At 46.7% G+C, this 24,259-nt stretch carries 17 protein-coding genes and 3 pseudogenes; 5 read left to right on the top strand and 15 right to left on the bottom strand.

Features of this window, described 5'->3' with window-relative positions; translation table 11 throughout:
• The first annotated feature begins 181 nt into the window (after positions 1-181).
• Both NSQ58_RS09545 and NSQ58_RS09540 read left to right on the top strand, forming a co-directional pair.
• Positions 182-1,375, top strand: coding sequence for a glycoside hydrolase family 5 protein (locus tag NSQ58_RS09545; protein ID WP_068942084.1), 1,194 nt, complete (start codon positions 182-184; stop codon positions 1,373-1,375).
• A gap of 281 nt (positions 1,376-1,656) precedes the next feature.
• Positions 1,657-1,986: a hypothetical protein gene (locus NSQ58_RS09540; RefSeq protein WP_023989791.1), complete on the top strand. Its 330-nt coding sequence runs from the start codon at positions 1,657-1,659 to the stop codon at positions 1,984-1,986.
• A gap of 150 nt (positions 1,987-2,136) precedes the next feature.
• On the opposite strand, the gene NSQ58_RS09535 is transcribed toward NSQ58_RS09540, so the two are convergent.
• On the bottom strand, positions 2,137-2,718 hold the full coding sequence (locus NSQ58_RS09535) for an NAD(P)H-dependent oxidoreductase (protein ID WP_025723258.1): 582 nt from the start codon (positions 2,716-2,718) through the stop codon (positions 2,137-2,139).
• Positions 2,719-2,792: 74 nt separating this feature from the next.
• On the bottom strand, positions 2,793-3,377 hold the full coding sequence (locus NSQ58_RS09530) for a TetR/AcrR family transcriptional regulator (protein ID WP_023989793.1): 585 nt from the start codon (positions 3,375-3,377) through the stop codon (positions 2,793-2,795).
• Between the two features lie 276 nt (positions 3,378-3,653).
• Between NSQ58_RS09530 and NSQ58_RS09525 the strand changes: the two are divergent.
• Positions 3,654-3,731, top strand: a pseudogene (locus tag NSQ58_RS09525) (transposase); the annotation flags it as partial.
• 83 nt (positions 3,732-3,814) lie between these two features.
• Here NSQ58_RS09525 and NSQ58_RS09520 read toward each other — a convergent pair.
• Entirely contained in the window at positions 3,815-4,438 is a 624-nt protein-coding gene (locus tag NSQ58_RS09520; RefSeq protein ID WP_071558400.1) for a DUF4183 domain-containing protein, read from the bottom strand.
• Positions 4,439-4,891: 453 nt separating this feature from the next.
• Here NSQ58_RS09520 and NSQ58_RS09515 point away from each other — a divergent pair, with 453 nt between their 5' ends.
• A complete protein-coding gene (locus NSQ58_RS09515) occupies positions 4,892-5,305 on the top strand; it encodes a DUF4183 domain-containing protein (RefSeq protein WP_028542200.1) in 414 nt (137 codons plus the stop codon).
• A gap of 151 nt (positions 5,306-5,456) precedes the next feature.
• On the opposite strand, the gene NSQ58_RS09510 is transcribed toward NSQ58_RS09515, so the two are convergent.
• The 7 genes and pseudogenes from NSQ58_RS09510 to NSQ58_RS09480 all read right to left on the bottom strand — a co-directional run.
• Positions 5,457-6,194, bottom strand: a complete 738-nt coding sequence (locus NSQ58_RS09510; protein ID WP_023989797.1) for a cyclase family protein — start codon at positions 6,192-6,194, stop codon at positions 5,457-5,459.
• A 555-nt stretch (positions 6,195-6,749) separates the two neighbouring features.
• A complete protein-coding gene (locus tag NSQ58_RS09505) occupies positions 6,750-7,850 on the bottom strand; it encodes a GerAB/ArcD/ProY family transporter (protein WP_028542198.1) in 1,101 nt (366 codons plus the stop codon).
• Positions 7,851-7,878: 28 nt separating this feature from the next.
• Positions 7,879-8,121 (bottom strand): hypothetical protein, encoded by a 243-nt coding sequence (locus NSQ58_RS09500; protein ID WP_023989800.1) that lies wholly within the window; start codon positions 8,119-8,121, stop codon positions 7,879-7,881.
• 14 nt (positions 8,122-8,135) lie between these two features.
• On the bottom strand, positions 8,136-9,293 hold the full coding sequence (locus tag NSQ58_RS09495; RefSeq protein ID WP_023989801.1) for a Ger(x)C family spore germination protein: 1,158 nt from the start codon (positions 9,291-9,293) through the stop codon (positions 8,136-8,138).
• Positions 9,290-10,768 (bottom strand): spore germination protein, encoded by a 1,479-nt coding sequence (locus NSQ58_RS09490; RefSeq protein WP_279835788.1) that lies wholly within the window; start codon positions 10,766-10,768, stop codon positions 9,290-9,292. Before NSQ58_RS09490 ends, NSQ58_RS09495 begins: the two co-directional genes overlap by 4 nt.
• A 106-nt stretch (positions 10,769-10,874) precedes the next feature.
• Positions 10,875-11,004, bottom strand: a pseudogene (locus NSQ58_RS09485) (Cof-type HAD-IIB family hydrolase); the annotation flags it as partial.
• A 627-nt stretch (positions 11,005-11,631) separates the two neighbouring features.
• Positions 11,632-11,964: pseudogene (locus NSQ58_RS09480) on the bottom strand (HAD-IA family hydrolase); the annotation flags it as partial.
• A 350-nt stretch (positions 11,965-12,314) separates the two neighbouring features.
• On the opposite strand from NSQ58_RS09480, the gene NSQ58_RS09475 reads away from it, so the two are divergent.
• Complete coding sequence (locus NSQ58_RS09475) at positions 12,315-13,598, top strand: pectate lyase family protein (protein WP_028542196.1); 1,284 nt, start codon at positions 12,315-12,317, stop codon at positions 13,596-13,598.
• A gap of 147 nt (positions 13,599-13,745) precedes the next feature.
• Here the strand turns inward: NSQ58_RS09475 and NSQ58_RS09470 are convergent, their stop codons facing one another.
• The 5 genes from NSQ58_RS09470 to NSQ58_RS09450 form a co-directional block, all read right to left on the bottom strand.
• On the bottom strand, positions 13,746-14,813 hold the full coding sequence (locus tag NSQ58_RS09470) for an ABC transporter ATP-binding protein (protein ID WP_013311421.1): 1,068 nt from the start codon (positions 14,811-14,813) through the stop codon (positions 13,746-13,748).
• Positions 14,814-15,027: 214 nt separating this feature from the next.
• Complete coding sequence (locus NSQ58_RS09465) at positions 15,028-16,407, bottom strand: HAMP domain-containing sensor histidine kinase (protein ID WP_076264786.1); 1,380 nt, start codon at positions 16,405-16,407, stop codon at positions 15,028-15,030.
• 2 nt (positions 16,408-16,409) lie between these two features.
• Positions 16,410-17,120, bottom strand: coding sequence for a response regulator transcription factor (locus NSQ58_RS09460; RefSeq protein ID WP_023989808.1), 711 nt, complete (start codon positions 17,118-17,120; stop codon positions 16,410-16,412).
• Between the two features lie 168 nt (positions 17,121-17,288).
• A complete protein-coding gene (locus NSQ58_RS09455) occupies positions 17,289-17,795 on the bottom strand; it encodes a hypothetical protein (RefSeq protein WP_053325919.1) in 507 nt (168 codons plus the stop codon).
• 157 nt (positions 17,796-17,952) lie between these two features.
• Positions 17,953-24,183: a WIAG-tail domain gene (locus NSQ58_RS09450; RefSeq protein ID WP_341057247.1), complete on the bottom strand. Its 6,231-nt coding sequence runs from the start codon at positions 24,181-24,183 to the stop codon at positions 17,953-17,955.
• Positions 24,184-24,259 lie beyond the last annotated feature (76 nt).

The raw sequence follows: 24,259 nt of genomic DNA, 5'->3' as shown, positions 1-24,259 counted from the left end.
ATATAACCGCCCCCACAAATGCTGGACACTTAGCTTAACCATCCGTTGTTACGAATCTATTGAATTCGAACGAAATCTTAGAAATATACGAATTTTATGAACTTGTTTGATGGAAGATTTGAACATAAAATGAGAATGTAATCGGTTACAATTTCTTTTAAATAAAGGAGGAAGCAGAATTATGAAGAAAAAAGGACTGAAAAAAACATTTTTCATCATTACCTCCCTCGTAATGGGCTTCACACTGTATGGCTATACTCCCGCTTCAGTAGATGCAGCCAGTGTGAAAGGATATTATCACACCCAAGGAAACAAGATTGTAGACGAATCCGGGAAAGAAGCGGCATTTAACGGCCTGAACTGGTTCGGTCTGGAAACTCCTAATTACACCTTGCATGGACTGTGGAGCCGCTCAATGGACGACATGCTGGATCAGGTGAAGAAAGAAGGCTACAATCTGATTCGTCTGCCTTACAGCAATCAGTTATTCGATTCCAGTTCCCGTCCAGACAGTATTGATTATCACAAAAACCCTGACCTGGTCGGATTAACTCCGATTCAAATTATGGACAAGCTGATCGAAAAAGCTGGACAACGCGGTATTCAGATTATCCTTGACCGTCACCGTCCAAGCTCAGGTGGGCAATCCGAGCTGTGGTACACATCCCAGTACCCTGAGTCTCGCTGGATTAGCGACTGGAAAATGTTGGCTGATCGTTATAAAAACAACCCTACCGTCATTGGTGCGGATTTACACAATGAGCCACACGGTCAAGCAAGCTGGGGCACAGGCAATGCCTCCACAGACTGGCGTCTGGCGGCACAACGTGCAGGGAATGCGATTCTGTCCGTGAATCCGAATTGGCTGATTCTCGTAGAAGGTGTAGACCACAATGTACAAGGCAACAATAGCCAATACTGGTGGGGTGGCAACCTCACAGGTGTAGCCAACTATCCTGTCGTTCTGGACGTACCGAACCGTGTCGTATATTCTCCTCATGATTACGGCCCTGGTGTGTCTTCGCAGCCATGGTTCAACGACCCGGCCTTCCCGTCCAACCTGCCAGCGATCTGGGATCAAACCTGGGGCTACATCAGCAAGCAAAACATAGCTCCGGTGCTGGTCGGTGAATTCGGCGGTCGTAATGTTGATTTGTCTACTACTGAGGGGAAATGGCAAAATGCACTCGTAGACTATATTGGTGCCAACAACCTGTACTTTACGTACTGGTCCCTGAATCCGAATAGCGGCGACACAGGCGGTCTGCTGCTGGACGACTGGGTTACCTGGAATCGTCCGAAGCAGGATATGCTGAGCCGGATTATGAAGCCTGTTGTTTTCGTAGCAGAACAAGCGAAAGCAACCGCCGAATAGGCACAGGGCTTCACTTCACTTATTGAAAAAGCCGATTTTCCTCCTTCAGGCCAGATTATGCTGGGCTATGAGGATGTGGAGAAACGGCTTTTTTTTGTGATACCTGCAAACCTCCAGGATTACACTCCACGTGTGTACATGTTTTCCTCCCCTTCTTGACGCCTTCTATCCAGTTTTATACATTGTAAATTTCCCATCGAATGGGTCATTTTGTAAACTAAATCTCTCTTTTAACCGATAAATACATATGTTGGATTTGAACTCAGGAAGGAAGATTTCATGTGATTGTTTGGAAGGGTTTTGGTATTTTAAACATCGTTGTTCCAGGGATTTTATTTGTTATAGTCGGGAGTTTAGTATCCGCTCTAGGGCTTGACTCCATAGATTCCCGGCTACCGATGGCTTTTGTGTTCATTGTGTCGGGGGTTATTATCTGGTACTTGGGAAAAGCGCTTAACGCCGACTCGGACAAAGTGCTAGTTGATATGGAAACGGGGCAACGCTATCGAATGGGAACCCAGCACAGTCTGTTTTTTATCCCTATGCATTATTGGGGCCCTGCCGGTCTAGCGATCGGATTTATTTTAATCGTTGCATCGATATTTATATAACGTTGATTTCAAAACATGAGCTATCCCGAACACCACAATGCGAGTCAGTTGCTCCCATTGTGGTCTTTTTCCTTTTCGCAGGTCAATTATGATCAGATACCACCATGATTTACCTGTAGGCCAATGAATTTGGGGCAGGCAGGTGAAAACCTAGCTCATATTTCGCCCCAGCTGCTCCACCTTGCTCAGCCAATCGTTGCGCTGCTGATCCGATAATTTATTCATGAGATCAATCGCAGTAGAATGCACCGGTTTGACACCACATAGATGCAGCGTGGAATCCTTCATCATCCGATGTCCAGGCTGTCCCTGGAAAAATCGGTAGTACCAATGCGGACCGTCCATCGTTGTAATGAGGCGGGCCGTTCTTCCTTTTAGAAGCTTGTCAGGCAGGGGTTTTCCTTTTTGATACTTAAACGCAAATCCCGGCATAAAGGTACGGTCAATGAATCCTTTCATTAATGCAGGCAAGCTGCCCCACCAGATCGGAAAGACAAAAACGAGATGTTCTGCCCATTTAATCGACTCCTGTGCTTGGATCAAATCAGGTTCCAGCGGTAATTTATTACGATATCCACCTAGTAGATTTGGATTAAAGTCCAACGCGGATAGCTGCAACAAACGAACCTCCGCCCCTGCAGCCTTCGCTCCTTTTACATAGGATTGAGCCAGCGCTTCCCCATAACTGCCAGCGACCGGATTCCCTTGAATCACCAATATTTTTTTAGACATATAAACCACTTCCTACCTTCATATTATGATTTTAGTTAGAAGACACTAACTTTATATTTAAAAAGAAAAGGTCACTACTGACCTTTACTTAATAAAGCAGTTAAACGTTGTTTGACCTCTGCTGCAAATGGAACCAACTGCTGTGGAAGTTCACCTTCCAGGCTGGAGACGGACAAGCGTGTAATGGCTCCAATGATGAGCACACCGGATAGCAGAGCATCCTGCTTCGGCAGTTCACCTTGTTGAATCCCCTGTTCGATGAATTCAGTCAACGCCTCCAGCGGCTGACGCACATTCTGGCTCTGGCTTGCTTCAACATACAGCTCATGATGTTGTGATAGTAGAAGCAAACCATACTGGTCCTCATCATGCATATCCAGCACTTCATCCACCAGTTGATGGAAACGACTAACGAAGTTCCCACTCTGCTTGCGATAGAAGTCAATTAATGTGGTGTAGCTATTACAATACTGCCCGAATACTTCCAAGGCCATCGCATCTTTACTCTTAAAATGCTTATAAATCGCGGCATCCGTCACACCAGCAGCCTCTCCAATTTCTTTGACTGAAATCCCGTCAATTCCTTTGGTTGCAAATAAGCACATTGCTGCCTGCAGAATATCTTTCTTTTTGCTGTCTACATGTGTTTTCTTATTCATAAGCTTATAGTAAGTGATAACTAACTAAAATGCAAATTATATTTATGCAGGCTCATTCTGTCTTCATACTTTCATTTGAAATATATTGAATTAAACCTAAAAACCATGTTTTATAAGCGATTAATCATAAATACCCTAAATAATACGTGCATCATCCCATTTTATTCATATAAAAAAGATATGTAACCGAATAAAACGGGCGCTAGGATAGGTGGGACTAATTATGCTTGAGGTGCATGCAGTCACCCAGCAGGGAAAAGACTCAGGCAGTCTTGGATATGGAGCGACGAGCACATTTCCCCGCTGCAAAAAGTCGTACAAGCCATCCATGACCAAGGCCCCAAAGCCGATCTTCAGCTTTGGCGTGTCGGGCGCAAAGGCTCGTTGCCCCAAGAAACAGCTGTATCTGCCTCTGGGTTGCCTCACCGCAAACAGTATCATCCACTGGATCGCACACTAAATTGGACAATTTCCACAATAATAGGTGTGCCGGAGAGAATTGCCTCTCCTTCGTTAAGGCGAATCGTCAGCGATGAAGGTGTTAGGCTATACAATGTGCTTTCTTGTATCATTCCATTAATGTATAGATTGGCATAACTGTTGCTTCCGACATTAAAACGCTTAAAGGCCTCCTGTACACCATCTACAGAAAATTGATCCGCCATTATCGTGATTGAAGATTCAATTGTAGCAGGTGCAAGATAAAAATACCGCTCAGCTATGGGTATAATTTCAATATTTGAAATGTCAGCTGCCGGGCCGGTTGGCCCTGTTATACCTCGGGCTCCAGTAGGACCAGCTATGCCCTGCGCTCCAGTAGGGCCGGGTACTCCTGTTGCACCTGGACTTCCTTGGACTCCAGCCGGACCTGGCACTCCTGGCGCTCCCCGTGTTCCTGCTGGACCCTGTATTCCTGGTATTCCTTGGACTCCCGGTGTTCCCGCAGTTCCCGATATACCTTGGGCTCCTGCTAAACCTGGAATACCTTGTACCCCTGTCAAACCGGGAATGCCTTGTGCTCCTGCCGAACCCGGTGCAGCTCGCTTTCCCGTCTGGCTCATGCTCCTCCTCCGCTTGCTAGGAGTATTTCTGCACCTCCGTTGCATGATTAGCTTTGGATGCTTTTTGGCATGGAACCCCGTTTTTGTTCTACCTTTGAATGAATAACTTGTTTTACACTTTTTACGTTTGTTGATCTTGTAATGTACGGTCCTCTTTCCTAGCCTCCTTAGTGATGAATCGCGTCTCCTCATACCAGCCGTATACACCTCCTTCTCACATGCTTATTTATGTATTGTATGCACATCCCCCTTTAGGGTTTTAGGCATTTGTAACCTTCAGATTCCAAGTATTCGCTTCCATCTATATTTGTACAAAATAGGGCCTTCTCCATTTACCCTATTATTAATAGAAAGGTTAATATGCCGTTTCCGAATAGGTTGAACAATCATTTATTGATTAAGAGCCAGCGAATGCAAATGGCTCATTACCAGTAAAGAAAGGAGATGAGAACTATGCCAATCATAAAACCTGTGTTTACAGCAGTAGCTACTGCTCCCGTGTCAACAGGTGGCGCCATAGCCACGACCGTAGCCCCAGCCACGACTCGCTTTTTTGCAACGATTACAGCTGGAATGATCGGAGCAACAGAAACAACCGTTCCTGCTGCAAGCTTTGTAGATGACGCCGATGCTCCAGTTGTTGCTTTACCGACATTAACGGCTACTGATTCTTCTAATTTTTATATTAACGGAGTTATTCAGCAGAGCTCCTTATTCACCCTCACCACAGCAAGTCTGGTCATTGCCTCCGTAGATATTACACCAGGTGTCCCAGTTGTTATAGAAATAACAGATTTTAGCGGCACAACTTCCATTATCGCGACTCAGCCTACCATCTCTGCGCCTACCGTCACTATTATCACTTAACACTTTTCATATTTTTGATTCAAGTTGGACTGAACGGTCATTCACGCTGTACATTACCCCGTATAAGCTAGAAAAGACCGATTCAGATGTCGATATCTGAATCGGTCTTTTAGATTATATAATCGTTTTCAAATGACTGGATACTGTATGATTAAGGCAAAATAGCAAAGGAGCGCACCGGAAATCCAGGGGAATCTTGAATGCTCGGAACGATATTATATATGACCGCGCCCGTCGGGGGCAGCTTGTCCAAATTCGTCAGCACCTCAACTTGATACCGATCCTGCTCCAATATGTAATATTCCCCTACCAGCTTGCCAGCTTTGCGATAAGCTACAGAGGAATCGGTATCTAGCGTTTCATGCCCAATGGCAGCCACATTCCGTTCTTCTACCAAAAAGCGCAGCGCCTCCAGCGACCAGCCCGGGCAGTGTGCATCTCCGGCGTCGTCCTTGTTCGAGAAGGCATCTGAATCAGGCCAACGTTTGCTCCAATCACTGCGAAAAGCGACAAAGGACTGATCAGCAATGCGTCCATGCTCTTTCTCAAAGTCCAAAATATCCGCAACCGTAAGTTCATAGTCAGAATTGGCTGCAACGGCTGCTGAACGGTCAATGACAACTAGCGGCAAAACCAGCTCCTTCAACGAAAGCTCATGCAAGTAACGTTTGCCCTTCACAAAATGAACGGGTGCATCAATATGAGTCCCATACTGACCGGGAAAGCAGTATTGTTTTACAAAAAAGCCATCATCGTGGGTAAACAGGGTATCCACCTGAACATTATCGAATACTGGAAAATGAGGGATTTCAGGATAAAAAGCGTGGGACAAATCCACCCACTCTTTTTGCTTCAACAACTTCAAGATATCTGCTAAATGCTCTGCCATGATGCCCATTCCTCCTCAGCTTTATTACAAGCCATTTTACCTGAGGATTCTGCAAAAATCTATAAATCGATCTGCTCTTCTAATATATAGAAAGAAATCTATTTTGTGCGACGGTATGGACGAAGAAGCTGCCATCCCAGTCTACGATGAAATGAGCAATTTATTAACATTTGATATTCATGAATGGCCTGTATCAGGCAAGAACTCCTCCAGCGACTTTTTAAGCCTCCCTAGAGATCGGTTAAGCGCGAGCCAGCTTCCCGTCTATTCAAATGCTGATCAGCTCTATCTTGTACAACAGCAAAAAAAAGACGTTTCCAGTTTATACTGGAAACGTCCTCTCGTGCCGATCTGAGCATCAACAAAATTGTACCTCTCTCTAATACTGACAGCCTCATACTTTCCATTCCTAGCACGTATATTTTCGCAAAAACGAACGAATACTGTTAATTTTCAATGTGCTATTTTATTCAACTCCTGTGCTTTTTGCGGGCTGTCTGCACCTTTACCGTTCATTAATTTGAAACTATCCCAAAAGGGGAACCTCTACTTAAATCAAGCTCTTTTGCTTCGGTTTCTCATTCGTGTAACGACTACGATCAAGAGTAAGGGAAGAACATATGCCAGATTATCGAATAAGGTCCAAGCCATGTATCCGTCCTCGTTGAAGGACGCCTGATCATGGTACATGGTAACTGAAAGAAGCAAGCAGATATATGCTATCGGAAACGTTAAAATACGGTAATTTTTTACTCTAAAAAATCGCGAAAATAAATTCGTCAATATAAATACCATGATCGAGGTTTTCATGTACGAACCGGCAATTAATGAAAATCCGATTACAGGCTCAATTCTTTCGATAATCTCCTGTATATAGATTAATCTGGCCAGCTGATACATGGAATAATTCATCTCGCCTGCTAAAGGTCCTAGAGCCAGAATGGTGCAAATAATAGATGCAATTAATGTGACTCCGTTCATTATAATAGCAAAGTACATATATTTTCCGAGCATTCGCTCTTCGCCTTTACGTGCAAACGGAAGAAGTGAAGAGTACAATACGACTTCTGCGAATGGAAACCCATAGGTGATATAGGCTCCATGAAGAATCGGTTTCATTCCGTCCGGCATGATCGGCAGTAAAAATTCTGGATGGTAGTTGGCAGAAGCCAAGACCAAAACCAATAAAATAAACCCATACATCATAATCAATAAAATGAAAAACATTCGGGCCATAACTTCAATTCCAGCCCGGGCTGTCAGTGCAGCCGTCACAAAAAACAAGGTATGGACAACAGTTACAGGCGTTTTTGTCATTATAGTACTATTGAAAAAACCGCCAACTTCAATAATTATGGCGGCGTTCTGCCAGAACAGGGCACAAGTAAAAGGAATGATCATTAAGAGGGTCAACCATTTTCCCAGCGCTTTACGGCTGTATTCGACGAAGAGCAATCCGGGATATTGGCTGTGCAAATAAAGGACGCAGGCCAATAGACACATCCCCATTACCCAAGCTATTAATAAGGAAATCCATGCTCCGTTTTTAGCAGCGCCGATTACTGAAGCAGGGATCAGAACGATGGCCGATCCCGTCATTCCGGCAAGAAACAACACCGCTGTCTGGAGCGCACTGATACTCTCTTGATTTTTCATGAGATTCCTCCGCTGATATGAAGTGAGTTCAGGTCGGGAGCCTGAACCATGCGACGATGCGTTTGGCCGGAGCGAGAAGAAAGAAATCAATAAGCTCGTCAAGATTTGGCCACGGGAGATTCGTAATATAGAGTAAGCCAAGATAGGCTATAGGCAGCATAAGCGATAGATACAGGATACGTGCTCTGCGATTTGTCCGTTTCCACTTTGGAATATCAGTGATCAGCATTGCAGCATTACAAATCATAAAAAACAAAAATTTAGCAAACATGGCTATCTCCTTTTCTAAAATGGTACTCCTATCCCCATTCCCGTACTCACAATATTAACTTCAACGGCTACATTAAACTCAGCCTTGGCAAACCGTTCGTTCCAGGTTGGCTTCCAGCGTTTCCATAATGCCGAATTTTTTTGAAAAATCTGATTGCCGATTCCTATTGCATCTAATCGTTCCTTCTGAAGAAGGGAAATCGTTTCCCTCAATTTCTCCTTAATCTCGGCTTCGAGTCTGCCTTTAAATTTATTTTGCTCCTCTCTGGTCATCACGGAAGAGCTATGCAGCTCGCCGATTGCCCCTATGATTTTGATATGTACACGAGCAACGACATCCTCTCCTTCGATAAAAGGTACTATCTTCGTTTTTAAGGAGATAACCTGGAGGCTTTCTTTGGTTTTCTTTTTTTCAGACTCTGCATCCTTATCCGCAATATCGATAACTCCGCTTTTGAATTTTCCAAGCAGCATCAATAATGGTTGGGTATTTGTCGGGCTGATAACACTTTTTACCAGCTTTCCTTCTTTAAGCAGCGCAACTCCGGCAATGGAAATCTCATCGAGGGGCTTGTCTTTGAACACATTAGGAAGCGTTGTGACTCCGGTTTCGTTTTTTAGTTGAATCGCCAGATCAAGTAACGGAACTCTGGAAGTTTTGGCAGAAAACCGTGCTGTCGTTTCTTCAATTTTCCGTAATTGCTGACCTATGGTGTTCTCAATATACGGCTTGGTTTCTAAATAGTCGCTTGCTTTCCCCCGAGCAATCAGGACAAGTATGGTTTTTCTAGTTTCAGGATCTCTCATGAAAAAATCAAGAACGTCTTCTAAACCTCGTTGTCGGGACATTTCTTCCCCGATGATAAGAATGCGCATGTGATCCAATTTTGCCCTTCTACCAAGGTGGATGGGAATGTCTTTTATCGCTTCATTCATGTTATCTCCTTTTGTTAGGATATTAAATGCTTTTGAGGACTGCTTGGGGGCTCCTCCCATCTCCTGCGAACCCGAGGGATTGTAAAAATGGGTAGTGAGATATATTTCTTCACTTTGGTCCAGGTCAACCGCTATCGCTTGTGCATACCCGAATTCCACCAGCTCCGCCTTGTCCCAGCAGCCCGCGAGCAGGATGACAGCCAATATACAGAAACCAATGGATATTCGCGTTCTCATGTTTTCCCCCCTTTTCTTTTATGCAAATGGCGGTTTCGCGGTTGGTGAAGCAGTATTTTTCGCGGGGCAACAATGAATACATCGCGCAATTGATTGATTCTAAGCGGCCCCAGTGGTGCAAAATAGGGTTGACCCAAAGAGCGCAAGCAAACTAAATGCAAAAATATGAGGAGAAGTCCGAACATAATTCCAAGTCCTCCCAAAGTGCTAGCAAGGATCATTAAAGGGAATCGCAGCATGCGGATCGATATGGCCATACTGTATTGAGGCAGTGTAAACGATGCGATACCGGTCAGAGCGACGACTATGACCATTACCGGCGAAGCAATCTTGGCTTGAATCGCAGCTTGACCGATGACAAGCGCTCCGACAATGCTTACAGCAGAGCCTATCGGACGGGGCAACCTGATTCCAGCTTCCCTAAGAAGCTCGAAAAAAACCTCCATAATCAGTGCTTCCACGAAAGCGGGAAACGGAATCCCTTCTCTCGTATCCAGAATGGCTAGAAGCAGAACGGTCGGAATCATCTCAGAATGGAAGGTTGATAAGGCAATATATATGCTTGGAAGCAGGAGTGCCATCACGAATGCACCAAATCTTAGTATACGTATCAGCGAAGCGAAGATGGTTTGCTGATAGTAATCCTCACTGGAGGCGAGGAACTCAAAAAAAATTCCCGGACATATCAATATTGTTGGAGTTCCATTCACCATTACGATAATCTTTCCATCCAACAGGGCAGACACAACGGTATCTGGCCGTTCCGTGTAGCGCACCTGAGGAAAAGGAGAATAGACAGAGTCGCTGATCCATTCTTCCAAATAAGATGTTTCAAGAATCTCTTCCGTGTCGATGTCTGCAATTTTTTGTTTAAACTCTAATAGCGATTCAGGATTGACGGCCCCATCCAAATATCCGTAAGCAATTTTTCTCTGACTTATTTCTCCTACCGTGAAATACTCAAATTTAAGTTTGGCTGATTTGAGCAAGCCACGAATGATGCCTATATTCACATTCAGTTCTTCAATTGTACTTATATGAGGCCCTTGAACGACCGGTTCTGTGATCGGCTCACTAACTTGTCTAAAGGGAAGCCCACTAGCAGCATAGCTAATTGCTTCCTCCCAATGATCAAAGAATATAACTATGGCTCCATTTAATATCTGTTCATTAACTTGATCAATGTCTTTCAACAGCTTGGGAGAATGACCAGTTATTCCATGTTTTTTGAAGAAACGCATCACAGCTTTGGGAGTGACCGCCTCCGCCGAGCCAGCTTCATAAGTGATTAGATCCTCCATAGCAGATTTCATGTATTTTAAATGTTCATTTTGAATCATTGTCTCAAAGTAAACAGAAAGAGCATTATGTTCAAAACTCGAACCATAACTCCAAGGTATGAGAACAAGATCGGTACAATCGGAAAAGCTGTCCTGAATTTGTTTTAAATTTTCGGCCAAGCATTTCGATATCATCACCGTTCCCACCTCTTAGCTATCCTTTATTTAAACTATTTTTAATGTGCTGATTAGTATCTCTTTAAGATGAATCTTTTATGCAAGGCTATATCTAGTTTCTCACGAACAAATCAGCCTCTCCATATGGCAAACCCCGCGATAAATGGGTGAGGGGAACACTCCATTTTTTCTCTGGCCACAGGGTCGTTCTCAACATCTCCATAGATCCGTCTCTCCAGATGAGGTCTTAAATTTTGGCACCATGCTATCATCACCGACAAGTGTACCGTCAATGTCGATAAACACAAATGACATGATTGTTGTTATGTACTACATTTACACCGTAATTAGTGTAACGCATTACAGGTCAAATCTTTTTTGAGAAACTGATACGTTTTAAAAAAAGCCGCCAATATGGCGACTTCCTATATGACTAAAACCTGCTTGGAGTGTAATTGCTGTTTTTTAAATACTCGATTACGAATTTGTCTAAAAATAAAAACAGATTTTCATTCATCACTTTGTAGTCACTATTTCTCAGTAGTTCTGGCTGCTGAATGAATCTGTGGCTACTACGTTCAGATAGTCCGGCTTCCGAATTCTCGATTAGAAGCTCTACCAATTCATGTTTAAACTCCATATGGCATTGAAAACCGTAGACAAGCTTCCCGTATTCTCTATAATCTGCCTCGGACAAGCTTCACTGTAGGCTATTATTTTGCAATTTTCAGTTAATCCAGGCTTATCATTTATGCCAGTGTCCAACAATACTAGTATTGTCAAAATGGGCAAATTTATCATTGCATTTTCCTTCATCTGTGAAGATTATGAAAAAAAATCCTGCTTCTAACTTTTTCAGTGTACGATTGTACGGTTATGTGTTATCCAATGTTTTTAACATTCCGCTTCGGGCGTTGTAAGATCCAACACATACTTTCTGAAAGTACAATATTCGCTAGCTCCATCAGGGTTTTTATTTCAAAGGTTGGTTGAATTGCAGATGTGTTTATTTTCCCGGTAGGGTTGAACCAACAGCTATCAATTCCGTTATTGTTCCCTCCCTGAATATCCTAAGTCAGTGAATCACCGATCATGAGAGCCTTCCTTTTATCCGAAATGACCCGCTTTGTAAATACATAATCAAAAATAGCAGCTTGTGGCTTTTGGTAACCTACTTCTTCCGAAATAATCACCTGTTCAAACACATCACGCAGTGTTTGATCTCCCAGTTATTATACAGAAGCTGGTCGTGCCATCAAGATACGATCAAGAATTGAAATCGTTAACATTCTGATAAAAATACAAAAACAATTCCATATATTCATATATACATTTCCTATTCCGTGTGATTGTTAACGTTTTCATTATTACATATACGTCTTGATTGGAAAAAGAAGGGGGCTATTGAATTATATAAAAAATTCGACAAAAATTTTAGTATGTAACTTTTATTATATTAACAAATACTGGAACAGAAAGTATGATAGAAAATGTAGAAACCACAGGAGCACCCGGGACTCCCTTCGTTCATCTACTCCATTAATCCAATATACGGAGGTATTTTATGAAAAAGAGATTTTCACTCGGAATCGCAGCGGCTCTACTGTTCACTACTCTGGCTCCTATAGGTGCACCTGCTCATGCAGCCAGCGATATTGGCAAGGAGACGCTCGGCAGCAAAAACGGATGGGCAGCCTTTTCTACAGGCACAACAGGTGGAGCTACGGCGACTACCTCCAATATTTTCACCGTAACGAATCGCAAGCAACTTGTCGATGCTTTGGGCAAAAACAGCAATAGTACGCCTAAAATCATTTATGTCAAAGGCACGATCAACGCCAACGTCGATGACAATAATAAACCGTTAGGATTGAACGACTACAAGGACTCTAAATATGAGTTTGACGCCTACCTCAAAGCGTATGACCCGTCCACATGGGGTAAAAAGGCCCCGTCTGGCACATTGGAAAAGGCACGTGAGGCTTCACAAAAAAATCAGGCCAGTCGTGTCGTCATTGAAATTCCGTCCAATACTACGATTGTCGGTCTGGGAAGCGACGCGGTCATTAATGGCGCAAACTTCCAACTAAAAAAAGGGACAGACAACGTTATTATCCGTAATATCGAATTCCAGGATGCCTACGATTATTTTCCTCAATGGGACCCGACGGACGGGAGTACAGGCAATTGGAATTCGGAATATGACAGCATTACAGTTAACGGCGCCACACATGTATGGGTAGACCACAATACCTTCAATGATGGGTCTCACCCCGATAGCCAAAATGGCACCTTTTACGGCCAAGAATACCAGCATCATGATGGACTTCTCGATGTGATTAACCAAGGCGATCTGGTTACGGTTTCTTACAATCATTTTTACGATCATGATAAATCATCGATTATTGGCAACAGCGACAGTAAAACAGCAGATGAAGGGGCTTTACGTGTAACTCTGCATCACAACTATTATGAAAACACGGTACAACGCACACCACGCGTGCGGTATGGACAAGTCCATCTGTACAACAATTACTATACTGGTGATGTAAAACGCTCCGAATATCCTTCACTGTATATATGGGGCGCAGGTAAATCCTCCAAAATCTTCGCCGAAAACAATGTCATTGACGTTGCCGGTTTAACTGCAGCTAAAATCGTGACTGTCTTTGGAGGAACTGCCCTGTCAGATACGGGCACAATCCTGAATGGACAAGCTGTTAACGCAGGCTCCAGCGCGGGTCTTAGCTCCTCTGTAGGCTGGAAACCATCGCTGAACGATAAAATCTCCCCATCCGCCAGTGTGAAGGCAGAAGTCACTTCCCAAGCCGGTTCCGGTAAGCTGTAAGCACTGCCTGCTAACACAAATAACCACAGGCGCCTACAACCTGCGATTTTACACCAAAAAGGCTGTTTCCTCCGTAGAATGATTCCACACGGAGAGAACAGCCCTTTTTTTATTTTTCATTTGTTTAATTACAAATTATAACACGCCTTAACTGCCGTATTGTTCTACCAAAACCGGCTTTTCAAATGCGTTATCCAGCTTGCGAAGTTTAGCCTTTACAGCTTCTGGTGGCTCAACCGCAGGCGCATCTGGATGCAGCAACCATGATTTCACAAAGTGCGTATCGGATAATTGAAAGAGTGGAGGCTCTTTCTCAAAGTCAATTTTCATAGCATAAGAACTGCGGGCTGCAAAAGCATCCCCTACAGGTGGGTGAAGCAGATCCGGAGGTGTTCCCGGAATAGCTGCCAGCTTCTGACCATGGCTGTCCAAACTTGGCATAGAAGCGAGAAGGCCCCATGTATATGGATGTTTCGGGTTATAGAAAATTTCATTAACCGTACCTGTTTCCACGATTTGTCCTGCGTACATAACGGCAACGCGATCAGCCATCTTCGCCACAACACCGAGGTCATGAGTAATAAAGATGATGGAAGTATCGATCTTTTTCTGAAGATCCTTCATTAACTCCAAAATTTGAGCTTGAATCGTTACGTCCAACGCAGTCGTCGGCTCATCGGCAATCAGAAGTTTCGGATTAGCAGCCAATGCCATCGCAATGACGACACGTTGACGCATACCGCCACTAAATTCATGCGGATATTGGTTAAAACGCTGTTCAGGATGTGGAATACCTACCAGATTCAGCAACTCAATACCCCGCTTGCGAGCAGCATCCTTGGATATTTTTTCATGCTTGAAAAGCACTTCCGTGATCTGCTTACCCACTTTCATCGTCGGGTTAAGCGAAGTCATTGGGTCCTGAGAAATCAGGCCAATTTCCTTACCACGAATTTTTTGCATCTGCTTCTCTGTTTTATTAATCAGCTCTTGTCCGTCAAACATAATTTGACCCTTTTGATAAATGCCCGGAGGGGTCGGAATCAACTTCATAACAGCTTGTGAGGTTACGCTTTTGCCTGAGCCGGATTCGCCCACAATCGCCAGCGTCTCTCCTTTATTGACATGAAAGTTTACGCCACGAATGGCCTGCACTAGTCCCTGACGGGTCTTGAAAGATATCGTTAAGTCCTTCACTTCCAAAAGGCGGTTCATCTCATCACTCTTTCATTTATTATTCATCACTATTATTGACCACTATCTAAAAAAACGACGTCCATGAGTCAAGGTATATACGATTAATTTTACTCAGTTTAGTACCTACCAGTCAAGCAATATCTAAAATATCATCAAAAACCTTTCACACCATGTTATATAAATGGAATGTTTGTCCGAAAAAACGATCATTTTTAACCATTTCTGTACTCATTTATAACATGCGCTGGATATAGCTGAAGCGTGCTCCACCCCATGGCGAACGTGTGCAGAGTAGTTCTCCGTTCAATCGGGTAGCAATTTGACGACAAATAGCCAATCCAAGACCTGTGGCACCATTCGAGCCCGCATAGAATCTTCCAAATACCTCGGCTGCCTCTTGTTCAGTCAGCCCTTCCCCATCATCATCCACATGCATAACCCATACAACCTCCGGTGTTGTCCCTGTCTCCAAATGAATGACAACCTCCGTAGAGGTGTGCCGAACTGCATTTTGCAACAAATTCAATATCATACGGAACAATTGCTCGGCCGGAACGGCCACATGCAGGCCCTCTCCCTCCACTCGAAGCGAGATAGAACGTTCAGCAGCCACCGGCATCAATAGATGAACAGCATCCTCCGCCATGCTTCTAAGATCAACCAGAGAGACAGGCCATTCTTCATTCAGCGCCTCCAACCTCGATAGCTGCAGCAGCTTTTCCACCATATCAATTAACCGCTGGGACTGCACTTTGATGATACTTAGCCCCTCGTCCTGGGATACCACTTGATCCTGAATGGCATATACATAGCCTTGAATCGACATTAACGGTGTCCTTAGCTCGTGAGATACATTTTGCAGGAATTCAATTTGACCGTGGTGATGGTGCTGAATACGGGCGGACATGGAATGAAAGGTACCGATCAGCTCGCCAATCTCACTTTTATCCGCCTGCGGAAAATCACTATCCTGCGGCTGATTCGGTTCGTAGTTGCCTACCGCCTCCTTCAATCGTTTGAGCGGACGCACCAGACGTGAGACAACCATCAGACCAATGACGAGAATCACCAAAAAACCCGCGATGATAGACAGTAATGTGGTTCTCATTAACGGTACATACAGTGCTCGTAAAGAAGATAAGGGTGAGTATACAAAAATACGAAAAGGTTGTCCGGGCAATTCTTCATTCGTAAACAGTACCTTTTTACCTTGAAGCACAGCCACCCCTTCATGTGTAGCGGTCAGATCCTGGGCAGACGGATGAACCGATGCAAAAAATCCTTGGCGGATCAAAAGCAAATGCTCTATCTTTTTGCCTTCCATTCCAGAGACGCTTGAGTCGATGATGCGGTTATCCGTGCTTAAAATAAAGTAATCAGCAGATAAAAGCACGCCCTTGATAACATAGTTAAATTCAGCATTATCCAGTCGATCAAAGCCTCCGTCACTCATAATATGGACGGCTTTGCGCGCCTGCTCATGAAGCTTGGATTTGGCCTGATTCACCAGAATGTCGTCGATAAGCCTGATGAATAAGACCACCGTAATACAGACGGTAATAAGCATGGCGATGGTCAGGGAAAGCAGTATTTTAGCTCTCATCGTACGCATGGTTACAACTCCTGAACCGTTGCTTTATATCCGAAACCCCATACGGTGTTAATGACGAGCGTAGAGTGATATTCAGCTAACTTTTTACGAATCCGCTTGACCAAATCATCCACGACTCTCACATCACCTATAAAATCATAGCTCCACACCTGCTGAATCAGATGTTCCCTGCCGAAAGGTCTTTCCAGATGATTCGCAAGAAACAACAGCAGGTCGAATTCACGTGAGGTCAAATTTAGCTCTTGTCCGTCCACTGTGACTTTACGAAAGTCAGCAAAAATACACAGATTGCCCGCATGGCATATATCTGCGCTTTCTGCCGCTTGCCTATCGTCTGATGCAGACATTCCGGCCTTGCTCAGTCTCAGCATCGCTTTGACCCTTCCTACCAACTCCCTTGGATTAAAGGGTTTGGTCAAAAAATCGCTGCATCCCAGCTCCAGCCCGTGAATACGGTCGTTTTCTTCTCCACGGGCAGAGATCATAATGATCGGCATTTCCGTAAACTCGCGAAGCTGAGTCAGTAGAGAAAGCCCATCAATGCCAGGCATCATAATATCAAGAACGAGACAATCCGGACGGTTCGTACGGATATGCTCTACCAGTGTTTTACCACTGGAAAAGGAAGTGACCTCGTAGGATTCTTTTTTCAAATATTCAGATATTAATTGCAGAATGAACACATCGTCATCCACTACTACTATTTTTGTCATGACCTTAACCCCTTGCCGTTGTTCTGGATGCTTCCATCCTCTCTTTAAGCTTAACAGAAGCCCAGCAGAATAGACAAAAGACGGGTATACCGTTCCCGGTCCCGTCTTTCTTATCATGAATCGCTGCTGTATATGCCAGGCGAGCTGAATGCTAACTACATATCAGTCTTATTTCTTGGTTGTTACTGTTTTTGGAGCTGTTTTGACTGTTTTTGGAGCTGCTTTGGCTGGAACTGCTTTTTTAACTGGAGCTTTGTGGGTCACTTTTTTAGCTACGACATGATGTGCACGAGTTTTATGAGTTGTTGCTTTGTGTTTAACAACATTATGTTTTTTTGCATGATGTTTAACTGTACGATGCTGCACTTTCACTGCTTTTGTTTTGTGGCTTGCCACTTTTTTCGCAACGGATTTTTTGGCAGGGGCTTTCTTCGCTTTGGTTGTTGTTTTATGAGCTGTTGTAGCTTTTTTAACGGGTGCTTTCACCTCAGGTGTTTTCGTCACAGGTGATTTTGCCGGTGTTTTGGTAGCCGGAGTCGTAACCGCAGGAGCTTTGATTGCTGGTGCAGTGCTCGCTGGAGTCGTTGTTGCTGTAGCGGCGAATGCGCTGCTTGCTCCTCCCAATACACTTACTACGGTTAATACGGCTGCTGCATTTTTAGTCCATTTTTTCATGATTGAATCACCTCTCCTTTAAAGTATCTTTAGCTTATCAGGAGAATTCGGGATAATTGTGGAGCAAATGTGTGAAAAGTATATGAAAAAGCGTGCAGCCCTGTATTTAGAAAATACATGAGTCTGCACGCTATGAGTTTTACAATAACCATCTTCACTAACCAATGGCGATCCAGGAAATAATACCGTAGTTATGCGCGGTTTCGTTCCACTTGGTTACGACGATCACTGCTCCATTCGGCGTCTGAGATTTCAGCGTCGCATGAAAGAGAGGGTGGTTCGTCATCGCTACCAACGTATAGTCCGGGTTTACAAAAGGCTCCCCGAATACAATGGTCACTTCCGTCTCTCCTTCACTGCCTTTCAAAAGAAACGGCGCTCTGCCAAACTGCTGCAATGCTGGCTGATTCGCACAAGTACGGACCGGAGTGATGCTCAAATGCTCCGGCTTCACTGCGTTCAGCTCCAGCTCACGTGAGCCTACCGAGCCTTCCACCAGATGATGACCTTCAATGCTCTGCTCTGCCACATGATGGCTTTGTACCGCAGCCGCTTGCAGATGCTCTGGTCCCACGGCTTCTGGGCTCAGCACCTCGCTGTCGACGGCCTGAGCTTTCAGATGGCTGCGAGATACACTGTTTGCCTGAAGTCTGTCGCCACTGACGCCTTCCTCTGGCAAAAGTCCCGAGAGATGTATATCTGTGGACAGCTGAGCCAGTGTCACCGAGCCCGGCTTTAGGTGATGCGAATCAATAACTTCCTCTCCAATGTGGTGGCTTGCAATAGCCTCCTCAGCCACATGGCGGGACTGTACCGTTCCATCTGCCAGCTTGCTGGACGTCACCGCTCCTTCCTGTATAGCATCCTCAGCCACTGCCTGCCAGCCTACATGCTGTGGCTGAATAGCCCCTGCCTGCAGATGCTCCGACTGGACTGAATCCAGCGCGATATGCCTGGACTGCACCACGCCTTCTGCCAGTGCGGACCCTTGGATCGCCCCCTCGGCCAAATGCTGAGCGTGTACGGCATGCTCCGTTAAATGCACGGAGTTTATGCTGGCTTCTGCCAGATTCGAAGCACGCACTGCCCGAAGCGCAAGCTTCTCAGCGTTCACGCTGCCTGCCTGGAGCGCGTGAACCGATATACTCCCTGGCGCAATATGCCGAGTCATCACTGCCGAAGCCTGCAAATGGGCAGAGGTGACGGATTCAGGAGCCAGATGGCTCGACTGGACGGCCTCTTCTGCCAAATGATTGGCTTGCACAGCTTCGTCCGTAATATGCCACGGCTGGACCGAATGAGGAGATATTTTGGCAGCAGTCACGCCATCATCCGCCAGTTTGCCGGACGTAACCGACTCATCCTGCAAAGCATCAGTTGATATTGCTTGGGATGCGATATGCACACCCTGAATGGTTCCAAGGTGTAGATGGTGCGGCTGAATGGACTCCGGTGCGATATGCACGGACTTCACTGCCCCCTCTGCCAGCGCTCTGTCCTGTACTGCGCCAGGTGCCAAATGTCGGGGGTGTACGGCATGCTCAGACAACTGTGAAGGACCGACGCTTCCTTCCGCGAGATTCGTCGCTTGCACCGAGCGTGCCGCCAGCTTTTCCGTGGTGATGCTTTCTGCTTGAAGCGCACGACCTGACACACTGTCAACGGCCAGATGTCTCGCAAACACCGAGGAAGCCTGTAAATGATCAGAGGTGACGGATTCCGGAGCCAAATGGTTCGACTGGATGGCCTCTTCTGCCAAATGATTGGCTTGCACCGCTTCGTCTGTAATGTGCCACGGCTGGACCGAGTGGGCAGACAGCTTGGCGGCAGTCACGCTCTCATCCGCCAATTTGTCGGACGTAACAGATTCATTCTGCAAAGCATCGGTCGATATCGCCTGTGAGGCGATATGCACACCCTGAATGGTTCCCATTTGCAGATGATGCGACTGGATGGACTCCGGTGCGATATGCACGGACTTTACTACCCCTTCTGCTAGCGCTCTGTCCTGTACTGCGCCAGGTGCCAAATGCCGGGGGTGTACGGCATGCTCAGACAACTGTGAAGGACCGACGCTTCCTTCCGCGAGATTCGTCGCTTGCACCGAGCGTGCCGCCAGCTTTTCCGTGGTGATGCTTTCTGCTTGAAGCGCACGACCTGACACACTGTCAACGGCCAGATGTCTCGCAAACACCGAGGAAGCCTGTAAATGATCAGAGGTGACGGATTCCGAGGCCAAATGGTTCGACTGGACGGCCTCTTCTGCCAAATGATTGGCTTGCACCGCTTCGTCTGTAATGTGCCACGGCTGGACCGAGTGGGCAGACAGCTTGGCGGCAGTCACGCCCTCATCCGCCAATTTGTCGGACGTAACGGACTCATCCTGCAAAGCATCGGTCGATATCGCCTGTGAGGCGATATGCACACCCTGAATGGTCCCCGTTTGCAGATGATGCGACTGGATGGACTCCGATGCGATATGCACAGACTTTACTGCCCCTTCTGCCAGCGCTCTGTCCTGTACTGCGCCGGGTGCCAAATGCCGGGGGTGTATCGCCTGCGTGGACAGATGTGAAGGGCCGACGCTTCCTTCCGCGAGATTTAACGCTCGCACCGAGTGTGCCGCCAGCTTTTCCGAGGTGACGCTTTCTGTTTGAAGCGCACTACTGGATACGCTATCCGAGGCCAGATGGCTCGCAAGCACCGCCGAAGCCTGCAAATGGGCAGAGCTGACGGATTCCAGGGCCAAATGGTTGGACTGGACAGCCTCTTCTGCCAAATGATTGGCTTGCACCGCTTCGTCTGTGATGTGCCACGACTGGACTGAGTGGGCAGACAGTTTGGCGGCAGTCACGCCTTCATCCGCCAATTTGTCGGACGTAACGGACTCATTCTGCAAAGCATCAGTCGATATCGCCTGTGAGGAGATATGCACATCCTGAATGGTTCCCGTTTGCAGATGATGCGACTGGATGGACTCCGGTGCGATATGCACGGATTTCACTGCCCCTTCTGCCAGCGCTCTGTCCTGTACTGCACCCGTTGCCAAGTGCCGGGTGTGTATCGCTTGCGTGGACAGATGTGGAGGGCCAACGCTGCCTTCCGCGAGATGCGTCGCTTGCACCGAGTGTGCCGCCAGCTTTTCTGAGGTGATGCTTTCTGCTTGAAGCGCACTACTGGATACGCTATCCGGGGCCAGATGGCTCGCAAGCACCGCTGAAGCCTGCAAATGGGCAGAGGTGACCGATTCCTGGGCCAGATGATTGGACTGAACGGCTTCTTCTGCCAAATGTTTGGCTTGCACCGCTTCGTCTGTAATGTGCCACGGCTGGACCGAGTGGGCAGACAGCTTGGCGGCAGTCACGCCCTTATCCGCCAGTTTGTCGGACGTAACGGACTCATCCTGCAAAGCATCGGTCGATATGGACTGTGATGCGATGTGCTCTCCCTGAATGGTTCCAATTTGCAGATGATGTGGCTGGATGGATTCCGGTGCGATGTGCACGGACTTCACTGCACCCTCTGCCAGTGCTCTATCCTGTACTGCTCCAGCTGCCAGATGCCGAGTGTGCACCGTTTGCGCAGAAAGATGTGAAGGGCCGATGCTGCCTTCCGCGAGGTTCATTCCTTGTACCGAGCGCGCTGCCAGCTTTTCCGAGGTGACGCTTTCCGCTTGAAGCGCACGACCTGACACACTATCCGGGGCCAAATGTCTCGTGAGCACCGAGGAAGCCTGTAGATGCACCGAGGTGACCGCTCCTGCAGCCAGATGTGCCGAATCCACGGCCGCCACAGCCAAATGGTTGCTTTGTACAGCTTCGTCCATAATATGTCCGGACTGCACGGCATGGGCAGACAGTTTCGTGGGAGTTACGCTTCCCTCCGACAGTTTGGCAGAGGTGACCGATTCATCCTGTAAGGCCGGAGTCGCTATAGCCTGCAATGCGATATGCTCTCCCTGAATGACCCCGCTTTGCAAGTGCACCGATTGGATGGATTCGGGCGCAAGATGTGCAGACTTCACAGCGTTCTGGGCTAATTCCGTCTCCTGTACTGCTCCTGCTGCCAAATGCCGAGTGTGTACAGCTTGTGCAGCCAAATGTCCGGGACCCACGCTATTTTCCGCCAGATTGGGAGCCTGCACAGCACGGGCTGCTAGCTTCTCAGAGGTGACACTTTCCGACTGAAGCGCATGACCGGATACACTGTCGGGGGCGAGGTGTTTGGTTTGGACCGATGCAGATTGCAAATGATTAGAGGTGACGGATTCCGGAGCGAGATGATTCGCCTCCACCGCTTCAACAGCCAGATGGTTACTCTGCACTGCTTTATCCGTAATATGCCACGGCTGCACGGAGCGAGCAGACAGCTTAGAAGAAGTGACACTACCCTCAGCTAACTTAGGAGCCGTAATCGCCAAATCATTGATTTTATCCGTGGCCACACTTTCCGGCGATAGTTTCAGCGAAGTAACAGCATGATCCTGCAAATGATGGGAGTACACCGCTCCGCTGGCCAAATGCGCGGTTTGAACAGCGCCTTCACCTAGTATGTCCGCGGTAACGGACTGTTCTTGCAAAGCCGAGGTTCCAACACTGTCTTCCCCAAGATGTTTGCTCAGCACAGAATTCTGGGCCAGATGGGCCGAATCGATGGATTGAGACTGCAATGCCTTTCCACCCACACTGTTGTCGGCAAGGTGGTTTTCACGAATCCCCCCCGTTGCAATGTGTGCGTGTGTAATGGCTTGAGAGGCAATCTTATTTCCGGTTACCGCCCCTGTGGCAATTTTAGGTTCTGTCACTGCTTCGTCAGCGATTTTGTCAGACTTAATCGCGCTCGAAGCAATGTGATTTTCCTTGACAGCCTGATTCGCCACATGGTGTTCCAGAACTGCTCCCTTCCCTAATTTCTCGCTCGTCACAGCCCCGGAATGCAAATGTTGCTCCGTAACCGCCTCCGATGCAATATGATCCTTTCGAATGATTTCGGACTGGAGGTGTACGGAAGAGACTGCCTCCGGAGAAATTTGTGGACCTTGTATGGCAGCTGTAGCAATATGTCTGGTAAGTACCGCCTCATCGGCAATTTTGTGTGGTAATATGCTCTGATCCGATATCTTGGATGAAGTGACGGATTGATCGACAATTTGCAATGAGCCTACAGACTGATCTGCCAGTTTATTGGACTGAATACTCCGATCCGCCAGGTGACGGGCTGTTACTTGGCCCGTTCCAAGCTGCTCTTCCCCAATGGAGCCAGGACTCAGATGCTTTCTTTCAATCGCTCCAGCCTGAATATGCGAACTGGTAACTGCCTCCGACTCCAGATGACGCCCGCTGACAACACCTTCCTCCAATTGTTCCTTGCCCACAATTCCATTGGATAGCTGCTTGCGATTAATCGAACCGGGGGCCAGATGCCTTGCATGAACGGCATGCTCGGTCAGGTGTGCACTCTCAATGCTGCCAGCTTGGATTTTAGCCGCATCCACAGCCCCATCCCGCAGTTTGGAAGTGGTCACAGATTGATCGCCCAGCTTGGAGCTATCGACAGCTTCATTAGCCAAATTGTTCGATTGAATCGTACCACTGCGAATTTTATCAGATGTAACCGCCTGATCTTGAAGCATATCTGAAGACACGATCCATTGCTTGAAGTGACGGCTCTCAATGGAGCCATTCGCAATATGATCGCCGCTGATAATCTTATCAGCCAGCTTTTCTGGAGTGATGCTGCCATCTCGCAGTTTTTCACCACCGATGGAGCGATCCTGCAATTTACTGCCTGCCACCGATGCGTCCGACAGATGTTCCACCGTAATGGAGTCCGGGGCAATCTTTGAAGAAGTCACAGCACCGTCGGCTATCTTAATCGTTTGAACGGCATAATCCGCCAGAGATTCCGTGTGGATACTCTCTTGCTTCAGCTTGCTGGAATCTATGGAAGCGGGAGCGATCTTCTCACCCGTTACAGCGAGATCGCTCAAATCGTCTGTATAAATGAAAGCGTTGTTTATATGCGGAGCCTTCTTATTGCTCAGAATTTCCTCCACATCAATTGGATCAGGTTCTGGCTCTGGCTCTGGCTCCGGCTCTGCTTCTAGCTCTGGGGGTTCCTCCATCGACACTTGAGTCTCCTCTGCATCCGCAAATTCAACCTCCGTCTCATGCGAAGCCTCGACTTCAGGTTCGACAACAGTCTGTAACTCCGGCTCCTCTTTGGTTGGGGGAGGCGGAGAAGCAACTTGATGAAGTCTTGCTTCTGTCTCCCTCTCCGCAGGCTGTGGCTTCACGCGATGTATCATACTTAATTCATTCATATCCGGGTCAATTACACTATAGAGCGGCTTTTTGTTTCTTATGGTTTTGCGGCTCTTATTCTTCAAGCAACTCTCTCCCTTCTCATATTTATCGTTACAGCATCATATGCAGGCACTTAGGCACTTGCCACCCCGTGCAAGG

Origin of the sequence: Paenibacillus sp. FSL M7-0134 (assembly GCF_038007865.1) — a bacterium.
Lineage (GTDB): Bacteria > Bacillota > Bacilli > Paenibacillales > Paenibacillaceae > Paenibacillus > Paenibacillus polymyxa_B.
This window is presented reverse-complemented; position numbering and strand designations above follow the sequence as displayed.